At 64.2% G+C, this 15,601-nt stretch carries 15 protein-coding genes; 11 read left to right on the top strand and 4 right to left on the bottom strand.

The features are described 5' to 3' along the window. Positions 1-740 (bottom strand): enolase C-terminal domain-like protein (locus tag EOA79_RS07860; protein ID WP_348631861.1); only part of this gene is annotated, 740 nt, incomplete at its 3' end. Beyond that, complete coding sequence (locus EOA79_RS07855) at positions 740-1,459, bottom strand: FadR/GntR family transcriptional regulator (protein WP_066993159.1); 720 nt, start codon at positions 1,457-1,459, stop codon at positions 740-742. The genes EOA79_RS07860 and EOA79_RS07855, both read right to left, overlap by 1 nt. A 105-nt stretch (positions 1,460-1,564) precedes the next feature. Here EOA79_RS07855 and EOA79_RS07850 point away from each other — a divergent pair, with 105 nt between their 5' ends. The 8 genes from EOA79_RS07850 to EOA79_RS07815 all read left to right on the top strand — a co-directional run bounded on the left by EOA79_RS07850 (position 1,565) and on the right by EOA79_RS07815 (position 11,330). Then, positions 1,565-2,464, top strand: coding sequence for an SMP-30/gluconolactonase/LRE family protein (locus EOA79_RS07850; RefSeq protein WP_095824584.1), 900 nt, complete (start codon positions 1,565-1,567; stop codon positions 2,462-2,464). Positions 2,465-2,577: 113 nt separating this feature from the next. Continuing rightward, complete coding sequence (locus tag EOA79_RS07845; protein WP_067321724.1) at positions 2,578-3,021, top strand: SRPBCC family protein; 444 nt, start codon at positions 2,578-2,580, stop codon at positions 3,019-3,021. Positions 3,022-3,190: 169 nt separating this feature from the next. After that, a complete protein-coding gene (locus tag EOA79_RS07840) occupies positions 3,191-4,426 on the top strand; it encodes a patatin-like phospholipase family protein (RefSeq protein WP_067321727.1) in 1,236 nt (411 codons plus the stop codon). Positions 4,427-4,547: 121 nt separating this feature from the next. Continuing rightward, positions 4,548-5,252 (top strand): SDR family oxidoreductase, encoded by a 705-nt coding sequence (locus EOA79_RS07835; RefSeq protein ID WP_095801571.1) that lies wholly within the window; start codon positions 4,548-4,550, stop codon positions 5,250-5,252. A 296-nt stretch (positions 5,253-5,548) separates the two neighbouring features. After that, complete coding sequence (locus EOA79_RS07830) at positions 5,549-6,340, top strand: pyrroline-5-carboxylate reductase dimerization domain-containing protein (protein WP_095824586.1); 792 nt, start codon at positions 5,549-5,551, stop codon at positions 6,338-6,340. Between the two features lie 355 nt (positions 6,341-6,695). Then, positions 6,696-8,198: a family 16 glycosylhydrolase gene (locus tag EOA79_RS07825; protein WP_095824587.1), complete on the top strand. Its 1,503-nt coding sequence runs from the start codon at positions 6,696-6,698 to the stop codon at positions 8,196-8,198. 21 nt (positions 8,199-8,219) lie between these two features. Beyond that, positions 8,220-10,007: a type I secretion system permease/ATPase gene (locus EOA79_RS07820; protein ID WP_245322366.1), complete on the top strand. Its 1,788-nt coding sequence runs from the start codon at positions 8,220-8,222 to the stop codon at positions 10,005-10,007. Positions 10,008-10,010: 3 nt separating this feature from the next. Then, complete coding sequence (locus EOA79_RS07815; RefSeq protein WP_095824588.1) at positions 10,011-11,330, top strand: HlyD family type I secretion periplasmic adaptor subunit; 1,320 nt, start codon at positions 10,011-10,013, stop codon at positions 11,328-11,330. Between the two features lie 45 nt (positions 11,331-11,375). On the opposite strand, the gene EOA79_RS07810 is transcribed toward EOA79_RS07815, so the two are convergent. Both EOA79_RS07810 and EOA79_RS07805 read right to left on the bottom strand, forming a co-directional pair. Further along, positions 11,376-11,906, bottom strand: a complete 531-nt coding sequence (locus tag EOA79_RS07810; RefSeq protein ID WP_067322019.1) for a dihydrofolate reductase family protein — start codon at positions 11,904-11,906, stop codon at positions 11,376-11,378. A 96-nt stretch (positions 11,907-12,002) separates the two neighbouring features. After that, the gene (locus EOA79_RS07805; RefSeq protein ID WP_095824589.1) at positions 12,003-12,893 is read right to left on the bottom strand and encodes a LysR family transcriptional regulator; all 891 of its coding nucleotides are present in this window, start codon (positions 12,891-12,893) and stop codon (positions 12,003-12,005) included. A 212-nt stretch (positions 12,894-13,105) separates the two neighbouring features. On the opposite strand from EOA79_RS07805, the gene EOA79_RS07800 reads away from it, so the two are divergent. From EOA79_RS07800 to EOA79_RS07790, 3 genes are all read left to right on the top strand, one after another. After that, positions 13,106-14,041 (top strand): DMT family transporter, encoded by a 936-nt coding sequence (locus tag EOA79_RS07800; RefSeq protein WP_127335181.1) that lies wholly within the window; start codon positions 13,106-13,108, stop codon positions 14,039-14,041. 29 nt (positions 14,042-14,070) lie between these two features. Continuing rightward, positions 14,071-14,793, top strand: coding sequence for a haloacid dehalogenase type II (locus EOA79_RS07795; protein WP_095824591.1), 723 nt, complete (start codon positions 14,071-14,073; stop codon positions 14,791-14,793). Between the two features lie 214 nt (positions 14,794-15,007). Then, positions 15,008-15,439 (top strand): hypothetical protein, encoded by a 432-nt coding sequence (locus tag EOA79_RS07790; RefSeq protein ID WP_066993122.1) that lies wholly within the window; start codon positions 15,008-15,010, stop codon positions 15,437-15,439. Positions 15,440-15,601 lie beyond the last annotated feature (162 nt).

Genomic DNA, 15,601 nt, shown 5'->3' with positions numbered 1-15,601 from the left:
GGCCCTACGCCACCTATTGGCACGAAGACCCGATCCGCATGGACAGCCTCGGCAATTCTCATCGCCGGCAGGAGCTGCCACATCGAATGGAACTCGACCATGATGTCGATCTTGTCGCCGACGGCTTTGCGAATCTTTTCGAAAGGCTCGAGCGCCGCCTTCAAGTCGGCCGCCGAGATGTCGTTGCCGCGCGTCTTCTCCGCCGCGTGGTCGAACGGCCAGATCTTCATTGCGGTGATGCCGTCGGAGAGCAATTCCTCGGCCAGCTCGCCGGCGCGGGTGAGGAAGGCGTTGAGATCGTCGTAATCGCGCCCGGCGCCGATGCCGTAATTGGCCGTCGTCTGGCCCTTGGCGTCCTTGATGTACTCGGTGCCGGCGCAGGTGTTGTAAGTGCGGATCGAGCGACGGCTGAAACCGCCGAGCAGCTGCGCGACCGGCTGGCCAGTGGCCTTGCCGAAAACGTCCCACAGCGCGATGTCGAAGGCCGAGTTGCCGCGCACCTCGGCGCCGCTGGAGCGGAAGCCGAGATAGCCGACGAGATCGGCGGCCAAAAGATCGATCTCCAGCGGATCGCGGCCGATCACCCTGGGCGCCACATATTCGTGCAGATATTCCTCGACGGTGCGCGATAGATAGAACGTCTCGCCGAGTCCGGTGATGCCCTCGTCGGTATGAACCTCGACCCAGAGCAGGTTGGGCCGTTCCTCGATGCGCACGGTCTCGATGGCGCGGATCTTCATCAGGCTATCCCCGCGTCGATCAGCGCCTTGACGCTCTTGTCGAAATGCTCGGCCATATGCTCGGCCGCAAGCCGCGGATCGCCCTTGAGGATGGCGTCGGCGATGTCCTCATGGCCCTTGATCATCTTGAGCTGGTCCTCGTCGGAGGAACGGGTTCGCCAGCCAATGACCCAGGTGCGCCGCGTCACGCCGCTGAAGGCGGTGACGATCAGCGAAAAGACCGGATTGTGCGAGGCCGCCGCGATCGCTTCGTGGAAGGCGATGTCATGCTCCATGACGGTCTCGGGGTTCTTGCAACTCTCGCGCATCAGCCGAGCCGACTGGGCGATCGCCGCGGCTTCCGCGTTGGTGCGGCGCAGTGCTGCCAGCGCCACGGTGCGCATCTCGATGGTGCGCCTGACGTCATAGACCTGCTGCACGCTGATCTGCTGGGTGGTGATGCCGTGCTCGATCACCATCGACATCGCGCCGGTGTCGAGCTTGGCGACGGTGGCGCGGCGCCCGGCGCTCATGTCGATCAGCCGCATCGCCGACAGCGAGCGGAAGGCCTCTCGCACGACCGTTCGGGAAACGTTGAGCTGGCGCGTCATGGCGGCCTCGCTGGGCAGCGGATCGCCGGGCGCCAGGCCTTCCGAGCGGATGTGCTGGGTTATCGCCTGAATCGCCGTGCTGACCAGGCCAGGACTCGGTTCATCCGGTGGGTCCGTCTGCTCTTGCATCCGTTTCCTCAACACCTGTATGACAGGTTGATGTTGAATTGCTCATATTTCGGCTTAAAGATATATGTCAAGCTGATTTTCTGACACCCTGCCCCGAGGCGCCCCATGCACGAGAAGCAAGCCGGCCTGATCTTCGATGCGCGCGACGTGGTCGGCGAAAGCCTGGTGTGGGACGAGCGCCGCGAAAGGCTGGTTTGGGTCGACATCATCGGCCGCAGGATCCATCGGCTGGATCCGCTGAGCGGCGCGCATGAAAGCTGGCAGACGCCCGATCTCGTGACCTCGGTCGGCCTGCGCAACGACGGCGGCGCGATCGTCGGGTTGCGCAAGGAGATCGCGCTATGGGACTTCGATGGGCCGTTCCGGACGCTCGCGATGATCGAGGACGACAGGCCGGGAACGCGGCTCAACGAGGGCGTGGTGGCGCCGGACGGTTCGTTCTGGGTTGGAACGATGGCCAACAACATCGGTCCGGACGACGCGCCGGTGCCCATCGCCAGCGATGAAGGTCGGCTCTACCGGGTCGGCCGGGAGGGCAATGTGACGCCGCTCAGCGAAGACCGGTTCGGCATCACCAACACGATGGTGTGGCTGCCCGACGGACGCTTCGTCACCGCCGACACGACGAAGAACGCGCTCTACAGCTATGACTGGGACAAGAAGGCGGGACGGCTCGGCCGGGCGCTCCCCTTCTTCACCGGCTTCGAGCGCGGCCTGCCGGACGGCTCCTGCCTTGACGCAGAGGGCTATATCTGGAACTGCCGGGTGGTTGGCGGAAGCTGCCTCGCCCGCATCGCGCCCGACGGCAAGCTGGACCGGATCGCCGAATTGCCCTGCAGCTGGCCGACGAGCTGCGCCTTCGGCGGCCCCGGCCTCGACACGCTGTTCGTCACCTCGGCGCGCTTCACCATGAGCGCCGAGCATCTCGACGCCAACCCCTTCGAAGGCGGCCTGTTCGCGCTCAGGCCCGGCGTGCGCGGCGTGCAAGGCAACCGGTTCGGATAATCTCCCCATCGAGAGATCGGCAGCAGCGATCAAAAAACTTCACCATCGATGTCGGACTGGCCAATCACCGTTCGTCATAGGAGCATAGACCGGCAATCAACAGGAGAAACGAAATGCCCAGCACTGTCCGCCTGCACCGCGTGCTTTCCACCAAACCTGAAAAAGTCTATCGCGCTTTCATCGAGGCGGACGCGCTGGCGAAATGGCTGCCGCCGAACGGCTTCACCTGCACGGTGCATCACTTGGATGCAAAGGCCGGCGGCAACTTCAAAATGTCGTTCCGCAACTTCACCACGGGCGAAAGCCATGCTTTCGGCGGCGACTATGTCGAGCTCGTTCCGGGTGAGCTCGTGCGCTACACCGACAAGTTCGACGATCCTAACCTGCCCGGCGAGATGCAGGTGACGGTGACGTTGAAGAAAGTCTCGGTCGGCACGGAGATGGAGATCACCCAGGCCGGCATTCCGGACGCCATCCCCGCCGAGGCCTGCTATCTCGGCTGGCAGGAGTCGCTCAAGAACCTGGCAAGGCTCGTCGAGCCCGAGATCAGTCAGTAAAGATCGATCGCAGGGTCTATGCAGCCGGCCGCGACGGAGCGGCCGGCACGCGGCCCGATTTCCAATCCGCGACGTTACGCGTTTCCCCCGCTTGCCAGAATGGCTGCGCTGGGCTGGATTGAGCAAAGCCGAGCTCGAATGCCGAACGGACAGGCAGAAGGGGGGCGCGATGGAGCCGATTCCAGCCGGATCGTCACCGGCTGACGACAAGGTCGAGCATTACGAGCTCGGCCTCTGCCTGTCGGGCGGCGGCTATCGCGCCATGCTGTTCCATGCCGGCGTGCTCTGCCGGCTGAACGAGGCCGGCCTGCTTCAGAAAATCGACATGGTCAGTTCGGTCTCGGGCGGCTCGATCGCCGCCGGGCTGCTTGCGGTTCTCTGGCCGCGCCTCAGCTTTGCCGACGGCGTTGCCACGAATTTCCGCGAGCTTTACGTCGAAAAAATCCTCGCTTTCTCGCAGGTCTTCCTTGACGCGCCGTCGATCCTCAAGGGCGTGTTCAACCCGTTTTCGAGCGCGGCGCGCGAAGTCGCCACCTGCTACGAGCGCCATCTGTTCGACGGCAAGGTGCCGACGCTGAAGAGCCTGACCCGGCGTCCGTGGTTCGTGTTCTGCTCGAGCAATCTCAGCACCGGCTCGCTGTTTCGCATGTCCAACCGCTACATTGCCGATTACCGGATCGGCATGGCCAAGCATGCGGACCTGCCGGTCGCGACCGCGGTCGCGGCGTCGTCTGCCTTCCCGCCGTTTCTGTCGCCGCTCAGGCTCGACCTCACTCAGTTCGCGTGGGAGAACGACAAGCTCGACGCGAGCGTCGGCCCGCCGGTCCCGGCCGGCCGCGCCGTGCTCACCGATGGCGGCGTCTATGACAATCACGGCATCGAGCCGGCGCTGAAGCGCTGCCGCTGGCTGTTGGTCAGCGACGCCGGCGCGCCCTGGCGAGCGTCCGGCTCCGGCTACTGGAACTGGTTCTCGCAGTTGAAGCGCGTGCTCGACACCACCGACAACCAGGTGCGCTCGCTCCGGCGGCGCGACCTCATCGCCCGCTTCCAGGCGGCGAAGGATGCCGACGACCAGGGCCTGCCCAATGACGCGACCCGGCCCGACTATGCCGCCACCCGCGGCGTCTACTGGTCGATCGCCAGCAAGCCTGACGCCGCCGAGCCGAGCTTCGTGCAAAGCGCGGCAATCGCGCCTGCCGATATCGGCACGTCGCTTCATTTCCTGGGAAGCGAGGAGACGATCGATCTCGTCAATTGGGGCTATTGCGCCAGCGACCAGGCGCTGCGGAGCTGGTACCGGCCGGCGGTGCCGGCTGGAAAGGGCGTGCCACTGAAGGCGGGCGACGTGAAGCCCGGACGCTGTGCGGTGGTGTCGAAGGCGCTGATGAGCGGTTTCAAGGTGTGAGCATGGCGTTCGGACTCCGCGTCCGCTTTCGCCAATCGGCATCGTGGCGCAATCCAAACCGGTTCGTGCCCTGCACCGCCGCGTGCTAACAGAGGCGCTTTCAACAAGGATGGACAGCGACATGGCAGGAGAAAAAGTAGCTCTGGTGACGGCGGGGGGCAGCGGCATGGGCGCGGCGGCGGCGAAGCGGCTGGCCGCCGACGGCTTCAAGGTCGGCGTGCTCTCCTCCTCCGGTAAGGGCGAAGCGCTGGGCAACGAACTCGGCGGTTTCGGCGTCACCGGCTCCAACCAGTCGAACGAGGATCTGAAGCGGCTGACCGACGGCGCGCTGGAACGCTGGGGCCGCATCGACGTGCTGGTCAACAGCGCCGGCCACGGGCCGCGCGCGCAGATCATCGAGATCAGCGACGAAGACTGGCACAAGGGCATCGACACCTATTTCCTCAACGTCGTGCGACCGACCCGGCTGGTGACGCCGGTGATGCAGAAGCAGAAGGCGGGCGTCATCATCAACATCTCGACCGCCTGGGCGTTCGAGCCGAGCGTCGCCTTCCCGACCTCGGCGGTGGCGCGCGCCGGGCTCGCCGCCTTCACCAAGATCTTTGCCGACACCTATGCGGCCGATAACATCCGCATCAACAACGTGCTGCCGGGCTGGATCGACAGCCTGCCCAGCGTAGAGGAACGCCGCCAAAGCGTGCCGATGAAGCGCTACGGCACATCCGAGGAAGTGGCGGCAACGATCTCCTTCCTCGCTTCCGACGGCGCGGCCTATATCACCGGCGAGAACATCCGCGTCGATGGTGGATTGATGCGGGGGTACTGAGGCTCGTTTTCGGCAGGCGGGTCGTTTCGCCGGCAAGGCGTGGCCGGCGAACGCCCTCCGATGGCAGGAGGGAGCCGGCGCAAAGGTTTCGTATCCACTGCTCTCCCGGCCCTTGCTCCGGAACGCTGCGCGCCTGCTCGGTTGGCTCTCGACCGTTGCGATGGCGTTGTCGGCGTTCGGTCTTGCGGCAGGCTGGTTTTTCCAGCCCGGTCGATAGCGGACTGACGCGGCTGCGGCTTGACCGCTGGACAGCGGCCGCCGCCTCCCGCACCCTTAAGACTGCAAGGGAGACAAGGATGAGCGCTTCACTCAGGCTGGGCATTGTCGGCGGCGCCGGCTGGCTGGGCGGCGCGATCGCGGGTGCCGCGCTTTCGGCCGGCGTGGTGCGGGCGGAGAACCTCGCCCTCTCCTATCGGAGCACCAAGCCGGATCGCTTTCCAGGCGTCTTCTGGAGCGACGACAACCAGGCGCTCGCCGACCGCTCGGACGTCATCATGCTTTCCGTGCGGCCGCAGGACTGGCCGTCGCTCGAGCTGGATGCCAAGGGCAAGCTGGTGATTTCGGTTATGGCCGGCATCCGGATGGCCGAGATCGGCGAGAAGCACGGCACCGGCCGCGTGGTGCGCACGCTGCCCAACGCGGCTGCCGAGGTCGGCAAATCGTACACGCCGTGGATCGCGAGCGGCGACGCCACCGAATTGGACCGCGCGACCGTGCGCGCGATCTTCGGAGCCTGCGGCGTTGAGGATGAGGTCGGCAGCGAGCGCGACATCGACTATCTCACCGGGCTGACGGGCTCGGGGCCCGCCTTCCCTGCCCTGCTCGCCGAAGCGATGATGCGCGACGCCGTGGCCTTCGGCCTCAAGCCGGAGGTCGCGCGCCGCGCGGTCAACACCGTGCTCACCGGAACCGGCCGGCTGCTGGAGCTCAACGACGCTTCACCGGCCGATACGGTCGAGGCCTTTCTCGGCTATCGCGGCACGACAGCGGCCGCGATCGAGACGATGCGCGAAGCGGGCTTCGACCAGGCCGTTGCCAAGGGACTGGCGGCCGCGTTCCTCAAGTCGATCGCGATGGGCAAGGCGTGAGCCGACGACGCCGCCCTTTGAGCGCGGAATGCATCAGGCGAGCATCCGCCGGATCGGGCCCCGCCGCTCAGGTGAGTCGTGCCGCCTACGCGAACTCCTCGCGCCGCGATGCTTAATTTTTGATAAAAGAAATTAGTAATATTGTGTAAAACTGAGTGAGCCCTCGCGTGCAAATTGTATTAGGGCGTTCTCACTCTCTTTTCTTGCGAATAATTGATCGCCGAACGGCAAATTTTCTCTGTACTATTACACAATTCCTTGGAACGATACCCGGAATTACAAGTTGACCCGCTAGCGATCGGTTGAGTTCGCATGCCGATTCAAGCAAGCCGTGTATTGCGAGGAGGGTTGTCCGATGAGCAGCTTCGTCAATGCCGTAGGCGTTCCTCTCCCCTATAGCGGCTCGTCCAACCATTGGTACTCGGCGGCGGGGTCCGGACCGGACTTGTGGGGCACCTCCGGAAACGACACCTTCTATGGAGCTTCCGGCGTCAATGTCACCATGCACGGGAGCTACGGCGATGACATCTATTATCTCTATGCCGCGGGCAACAAGGTGGCCGAGGGCTATGGGGCAGGCATCGACACCATCAGCACATGGATGAGCTACACGCTTCCCGACAATGTCGAGAACCTGATCGTCACCAACGCCAAGAACTACGCTTTTGGAAACGACCTGGACAACATCATCACCGCCAAGGCCGGCCACCAGACGCTGGACGGCGGCAAGGGCAATGATGTGCTGATCGATGGCGGCGGCGGTTACGACACTTTCATCATCGCGAAAGGCAACGGAAGCGACCTGATCGCCAATTTTGCCGCGACTGACAGCGTCCGTCTCGATGGCTATGGGTTCACTTCCTTCGACGCCATCCACTCGAACATGATCCAGGCGGGACCGAACGTCATCTTGAACCTCGGATCCGGCGAGATCCTCATGTTCAAGGACACGACCATCGACAAGCTGCAGCCCAGCCAATTCCAGCTGCCGATCGACAAGTCCGACATGACGCTGTCTTTCAGCGACGACTTCAACGCGCTGAACCTCCACAACAGCCAAGGCGGCACGTGGGATACCAACTTCTGGTGGGGCGCGCCGAACGGCAGCACGCTCGCCACCAACAACGAGCTGCAATGGTATATCGACGCCAATTACGCGCCGACGAGCTCGGTCCACCCGTTCAGCGTGAACAACGGCGTGCTCACCATCACCGCGGCGCAAGCGCCGGCGGACATCAAGCCGCTGATCAACAATTACGAATACACGTCCGGCATCCTGACCACGCATGACAGCTTCTCGCAGACATACGGCTATTTCGAAATGCGCGCCGACCTGCCGGAAAACGCCGGCGCCTGGCCGGCCTTCTGGCTGCTGCCGGAAGACGGCTCGTGGCCGCCTGAGCTGGACGTCATCGAAAGATACGGCCAGACCCCGAACTCGCTTCTGATGACCGCGCATACGATGGAGACGGGTACGCACACCATGGTCGGGTCTACGGTGAATGCGATGGATACTGCCGGTTTCCACACCTATGGCCTGCTGTGGACGCCGGACAAGCTTGTCTGGACCTATGACGGCGTGCAGGTCGCGGAAGCGGCGACGCCCTCGGACATGGATAAGCCCATGTACATGCTGGTCAATCTTGCGATCGGCGGCCAGGCCGGCGCGCCGCCGGATCATCTTGCCACACCGGCTGAGATGAAGATCGACTACATCCGCGCCTATACGCTGGACGCTGTGGAGGCTAACCCCCTGATCGCCACCAGCAGCACCACCACCGCAACGCACAGCACTGCCACGCACAGCTTCGGCAGCAGCACGCTGCATCACGGTTCCGAGTTTGGGGGCCACGCTTAAGATTTTCAGGCGATCGGTTCGATGTCCCGGGATCATGCAGCGGCGGCCGATATGACTGCACCGTCGAGCCTGCGGGCGGTGTTCCTGCGCGCCGTCGGCGATGTCGGGCTCTTCTCGCTGCTGATCAACATCCTGCTTCTGGTGATCCCGCTTTATCTGCTTCAGGTCTATGACCGCGTGCTGCCCTCCTCCAGCGTCGAGACGCTGGTCTATCTGTCGGCGATTGCGGTTCTTGCGCTCGCTTTCCTCGGACTGCTGGACGCGATCCGCGCCGTCTACACGCAGCGCGTCGCGGCCGCCGTCGACAGGAAGCTCGGGGCAAGGACATTCGCCCTCTCGCTGGCGCCCAAATATGCCGGCGGCCTGTCGCCGCTGCGTGATCTCGCCTCGGTCTGCGCCTTCGTCCGGTCGCGCGGCGTGGCGGTGCTGTTCGACCTGCCCTTTGCGCCCGTCTTCCTCGCTTTGCTCTATCTGATCCATCCGGTGCTGTTCTGGGTGACAGTCGCCGGCGCGGTGCTTCTGCTCGTCCTTGTCGTCGCGAACCAGCTCGCCATTGGCCGGAACGATGCCATGTCCGCGGAACGCTCGGCGTTGGCGAGCCATGCGGAACAGGTCTTTGCCCGCAATGCCGAAACGCTGCGCGCCATGGGCATGGTCGAGAACGCCGCTCGGGTCTGGGGGCGGCATGTCGGGGCAGCGCTCACGCTTTACGACCGTTCCTCGAGCGCCAATGCGATCTTCAGCGGCGCCTCGCGGGCGCTGCGCATGATGCTGCAGCTGGCGATCCTCGGCGCCGGCGCGTGGCTGGTGCTCGAGGGGCAGATGACGGCGGGTATGATCTTCGCCTCCTCGCTGGTGTCGTCGCGCGCGCTGCAGCCGCTCGACCAGCTGATCGGCGCCTGGCGGCAAATCGTCGAGGCAAAGCGGGCCTGGAAGCGGCTGGAGACGGCGCTTGCTGCGCACCCGGCCGAGAAGCGGAAACTGGCGCTCCCCGATCCGTTAGGCGCGATTTCGGTGCAGGACGTTTTCTTCATGGCACCGAACGCACAGCCCGGCACCGAACCTATCCTCAAGCGGCTGAATTTCCAGATCGGCGCCGGCGAAGCGGTGGCGATCGTGGGGCCGAGCGGCGCCGGCAAATCGACGCTGGCGCGGCTGCTTGTCGGTGCCGCGCAGCCGACCGGGGGCGCAGTGAGGATCGACGGCGCCGACCTCAGGACCTGGGAGGAAAAACAGCTCGGGCGACAGATCGGCTACCTGGCGCAGGAGGTGGAGCTCTTTCCCGGCACGATCGGCGACAATGTCGCCCGCTTCGACGCGCAGGCCGAGGACGCCGCGATCGTCGAGGCCGCCAGGCGCGCCCAGGCGCATGAGTTGATCCTGGCGCAGCGCGACGGCTACCAGACAATGATCGGCCCTTCCGACAGGACGCTCTCGGGTGGCGAGCGCCAGAGGATCGGGCTGGCGCGCGCCTTCTACGGCAACCCGCGCATTCTCGTGCTCGACGAGCCCAGTTCCCATCTCGACGGCAGCGGCGAGGCGGCGCTCGAAGTGGTGCTGGTCGCCGCGCGAGCGGCGGGCGTCACGATCCTCGTGATCACACATCGCCCGTCCATCGCAACGGCCTGCGACCGCGTGATGGTTCTGCGCGGTGGGGTGATCGAGGCCTTCGGCCCGAGCGCCGAGGTGCTGCGGCGGTCCACTGTCGATAGAGGCGCCGGCAACGCCCCGGCCGCCCAGCAGGGCACGGTGGTGACCGGATCATTCGCGCCGATGATCCGCACGCACGGCATCCGCTTCGGATCCTAGACGATGACGATCGAGAGCCTTGCCTGGGATGGACAGCCGCGCACCGACTTCCGGCGCGTGGCCTTCATAGGGTATGCGGCAATCGCGCTCTTTGCGGGCGGCTTCGGCTATTGGGCGGTGAGCGCGCCGCTGTCCGGCGCGGTGATCACGCAGGGCACGATCTCGGCGACGGGCGGCAACATCCTCATCCAGCAGCCCGAGGGCGGCATCATCCAGCAGCTGCTGGTCCGCGAGGGCGACCGCGTGCAGCAGGGCCAGGACCTCATCCTGCTCGACCGGACGGCCGCGCAAGCCGAGCTCAACCGTCTGACCAGGCAGTCGATCGCGCTCAAGGCGAGCATGGCGCGGCTGGAGGCCGAGCGCGACGGGCTGAACAGGCTCGCGCCGATCACCGAGGCAGCGCCGGCGCCGTTCCAGCAGGATTTCCAAAACCTCATCCGCGAGCAGCAGAAGGAGTTCGACGCCCGGCTCGCCCGGTTCCGGTCGGAGCAATCGATCATGGCGCAGCGGGTCGCCATGCATCGCGAGTCGGTCGTGGGCTTGAACGCCCAGAAGCTCGCCATCGAGCAGCAGGCCGATCTGGTGAAGAAGGAGCTCGGCATCAAGACAGGCCTGCTCGACAAGGGCCTCACCAACCGCACCGAATATTCGCAGCTGCTGCGCTCGGAAGCCGATCTGGTCGGCCAGGCCGGCGCGCTGGAGGCCAATCTTGCCGGGGCCAACAGCCAGATCGTCGAGGCGCAGGTGCAGGTCGAGCGACTGACCACGCAGCGCGTGGAGGAAGCGCTGACCAAGCTCGACGAGGTGCGCACCAACCTCGCCGACATCGAGGAGCAGATCAGGGCAGCCGAAGCGGTGCTTCAGCGCACGACGATCAAGGCGCCGGCGGCGGGCATCGTGGTGTCCTCCACCTATAATTCGAAAGGCAGCGTGATCGCGCCCGGCGAAAAGATCATGGAGATCCTGCCGACCGCGTCGGGCCTCAACGTCGATGCCAAGCTGCGGCCGAAAGACGTCGATCAGGTGCGCGTCGGCCAGCTGGCAAAGCTCAGGCTGTCGGCGCTCAACGCGCGCCTGACGCCAGAGGTATCGGCGACGGTGACGCAGATCTCGGCCGACCGGCTGATCGACCAGGCTACCCACGAACCCTATTTCCGCGCCAAGCTGAAGATCGCCGACGCGCTCCCGCCCGGCGTCAAGCCGGAGCAACTCTATCCGGGAACGCCGGTCGAAGCCTTCATCAACACCGGCGACCGGACCTTCTTCGAGTATCTGGCGCGGCCGATGGTGGATTCGTTCGCCCGCGCGTTTGCGGAGAGGTGAGCGGGCGCTCCGCCCGACGCGCCCGTCCGTCGGGGAGTTGCGTGCCTACGCAGGAACATAAGTCAACCTGATCGCTTCCTCCCCGATCAAATCACTGGCCACGAGCCGGAGCGGCGGCCGGGGGCCGGCGAAGAATGGCTTTCCGTGACCAAGCACGACGGGATGGATGTAGAGACGATACTCATCGATAAGCCCGAGGTCGGTCAGGCTTCGCGCCAGGTCCGGTCCGGAAACGGCGATCTCCCCAGCGAGCCGAGCCTTCAGGTCACGTATCATCTCCGCCAGGCCGCCTTCGACAAGCGTGGCGTTGGGGCCAACGGACTGCAGCGTGCTCGACACGACCCACTTCGGCTGGCTCCGCCACGCCGTCGCGAATTCGCGGAGCTCAGGGGTCCACTCGGAACGGTCCTCGTCCCAGTAGCGCATGACCTCGTACATGCGACGGCCGTACACGCTGCCCGTCAGGCCGCGCACTTGCTCTATCCAGTGACGAAACAGCGCGGGATCGGGCGCAAATGCCTCGTGGTCGACATAGCCGTCCAGTGACTGATTCATTCCGAAGACGAGCTTCGCCATGCCTAATTCCATCCCAGCATTCTTTCAGGATACCAGTGAATCGCGCTGCTGCGTGCTCTGTGACGGCCTTGTCACGCTCCTGGCCAGCACGACTGTTCAAACGGCGATCTGAAGCGCCCCGTAGCGTTTGACTTCGGCTTCGATCTCCCTGACCAAAGTCTCCAGCGCGGGATTTCGGGAGTTGCGTGCGCGCCTGATCACATAGGCCAGGTCCGGCGGCTTGGGGAAGTGTTTGTCGACGATCTCCATGCCGGGTTGCAGGTGCCGCTGGCTCAAGAGCGCGACGCCGAGCCCGGAGGTCACGCCGGCGATGATACCGGCTGCGCTGGAGCATTCGAACACGGTCTCGAACACCGTTCCCTCGTCCTGCCCAAGATCGAGGCCCCAGCGCCGATAGAAGCAGTTCTCGTCGAAGGACAGGAACGGGATCGGCTTTTCCTTCGACAGGACCAGATCCGGCGACTTCACCCAGTGCAGCGTCTCGCGGTAGAGGACGATGTCGGCAGGGCGAACCTCGTGCTGGAACAGCTGGACGATCGCGGCGTCAAGGGCCCCCTGGCTGAGCTGCTCCCGCAAGACGAGGCTCATGCGCACTTGCGTACGGACGCTCACCTCGGGATGAAGCCTGCGGAACCGGCCAAGAATGCGCGAGAGATCCGTGCAGGTCGTATCCTCGGTCATTCCCAGCGCGATCTTGCCTTGCAGCGTGCTTTTCGAGAGGCTCAGTACCGCCTCGTCATGAATTCCCAGGATGCGCCGCGCATAACCCAGGAGATCGTGCCCGGCCGTGGTGAACAGCGGCGCGTTTGGCTTCCGGCTGAGGATTTCGCAGTCGAGGCTCGCTTCCAGCCGCCTCATCTTGTGGCTGACGGCCGATTGCGACAAACCCAGAACCTCGGCCGCACGGGTGACACCGCCATGTTTCTCGATCGCGACCAGCGCCCGCAGGGCATCGACATCCAGGCGGCGGCTCATAATTCCAGCCATGACAATCCTCGCTCGCAATGAAAGCACCGCGCCAAACCTCTGACACAGAGCGGGTTTTCGGGCAAATATTTATGTCATTGTTCGTAGCTGTTTCATGAGCCTATCGAAATTTGTCATGTGCAAGGCAGCGAGTGTGCAGCCATAAGTCTGCGCCAGACAGCGCTGGTGATCCGCTTCAGGAGCATGGCGCACCGCTCGAATAAAGACAGCCCATGACGCTTCTGCAGAACAAGCCTCATCCTCTGGTATGGCCGACCGTGGCGGCAGCCCTGGTCCTAAGCTGGAGCTCCGGCTTCGTCGGCATCCGCTACGCCAGCGAGAACGCCGACGTCATGCTGGTCCTGTTCTGGCGGACTTTTTTGTCCGGACTTATCCTTCTGCCATTTGCTCTTTTGATCGGGCAGCGCATCAGCGGGCGCGCCTTGGCGCAGCAGATGGCGTTCGGCGTGGCGACGATGTTCCTCTATCTAGGCGGATTCGCCCTTGCCATCGGCCAGCGCGTTCCGACCGGCCTTGTCGCGCTGATCTCCGATCTTGTCCCTCTCGCCATCGCGGCGCTGTCGCAGCCCATTCTCGGCCACCGGCTGAGCGCAAGACAATGGATCGGAACAGCCCTGGGCGTAACGGGCGTCCTTATCGTCTCCCTGGACAGCCTCAGTCTCGGCAAAGCACCGGTCTGGGCCTATGTCCTCACGGTGGCTTCCATGCTGGTGTTCGCCCTGGCAACCGTGGTGCAGAAGCGGATCAGGACGATCGATATGCCCATCCATCAGAGCTTGTGCATTCAATGCCTGACGGCGGCGATCCTCTTTGCCGCCTGCGCCGAATGGAACGGCGGCCTGACACCGCCGCTCGATGGGCGTTTCCAATTCGGCATGGCGTGGCTGGTGCTGTTCTCGACCTTCTTCTGCTACGGCGTCTACTATATGAGCCTGCGTCACTACACCGCCGCACAGGTCAGCAGCGTGGTCTATCTCAGCCCGCCGGTGACGATGCTCTGGGCGTGGCTGATCTTCGGCGAACCGCTATCGAGAGCGATGTTCCTCGGCCTGGCGGTAACCCTGTTCGGTGTCTGGCTGACGGCATCGAGGAGCGCTGCATCGAAGGACGAGGCGCGTCTGAGCTCATGCGAGCAGCCTGCCGGATAATCACGCGACACCAACAAGGAGTGCAATCCATGAAGCTGACCGATTTCAAGGCCCTGACCTTCGACTGCTACGGCACGCTCATCGACTGGGAATCCGGCATGATCGAGGGCCTGAAGCCGCTGACAGAGCGCGCCGGCGGCCGTTTGAGCCGCGACGAAATCCTCGAGGCGCATGCCCGGCACGAATCCAGCCAGCAGAACTGGACTCCGGCAAGACGCTACCGCGATCTTCTGTCGATCGTCTACAAGCGGCTTGCCGAGGAATGGGGCGTCGTCGCCACCGCGGAGGAATGCATCGCCTATGGCGAAAGCGTGAAGGATTGGCCGGCCTTTGCCGACTCGGCGGAAGCCTTGCGGTATCTCAAGCAGCACTACAAGCTGATCATCCTTTCCAACGTCGACAACAAGAGCTTTTCGTTCAGCAACAAGAAGCTCGGCGTCGACTTCGACGCGATATACACGGCAGAGGACATCGGCTCCTACAAGCCCTCCGCCCGCAACTTCGACTATATGCTCGAAAAGCTGGCGACGATCGGGGTGGAGAAAAGCCAAGTCCTGCACACGGCCGAAAGCATGTTCCATGATCACGCTCCCGCCAATCGCGTCGGCCTGGCATCGTGCTGGATCTATCGCCGTCATGCCGACCAGGGCTTCGGCGCCACGATGCACCCCGGCGACATGCCAAATGTGGATTTCCGCTTCGACAGCATGGCCGACCTCGTCAAGGCGCACAGGCAAGAATTGGGCGCCTGAGTCCGCAGCGCGCGGAGGAGGCGCTGACCGAGCCGATGAGACCCCGAGATAGCTACACGACGCTACGCCGCCTGCTTTCGTGGCGTCCTCTCGCAACCGGATTCAATCCGCCAGCCTTGGAACCAAAAGACCTGCGAGACTGTTCAGCTATCGTTTCATACAACGCTGACGTGCCCTGCCGGTTGGGCAATCGGCGCTTTCGAGGAGTCTCACCATGTCCAGAATTCGTTCAGCCGCGATTGCGGTCATCGCCGCTGTCGGCGTGAGCTTTGCCAGCGCTGCTCACGCCGACAGCGGCACGATCCGCTTCTCCATCTATAAGGCGGCCTTCTTCATCGGCGGCGCCGGCGGCGAAGGGACGCTGACCTTCCGTGGTCGCAACTATCCCATCTCGATCGGGGGCATCTCGGGCGGCCTCGCCTTCGGGGCTTCCAAGACCTATTTCAAAGGCACAGTGCGCCACATTCGCCGCGCCCGCGACGTGGCGGGAGTGTACGGCGCAGCGGGCGGCGGCGGCGCGCTCGGCAGAGGCGCTCAGGTGATCGTGATGACCAACGACAAGGGCGCCGAACTCCAGCTCACAGGCCGGCAGGTAGGCCTGCAGATCAATGCCGATCTCAGCGGCATGACCATTGGGCTGAAATAAGGGGCGGTCAAAGCGGTCATTCCCTCCGCCAATTGGCGCTACCTGATCCAGCCGCACCGAGTGTCCGGTAGAATGGGAAGGGCCCGATGTCGGGCCCTTTCCCTTGCTTGCCTGGACTGTTTGCGTGGAGGCACGGCACGACGCGATCGCCAACAGTCGGAG

This window comes from Mesorhizobium sp. M1A.F.Ca.IN.020.03.2.1 (assembly GCF_004023205.1).
Classification (GTDB): Bacteria; Pseudomonadota; Alphaproteobacteria; order Rhizobiales; family Rhizobiaceae; genus Mesorhizobium.
This window is presented reverse-complemented; position numbering and strand designations above follow the sequence as displayed.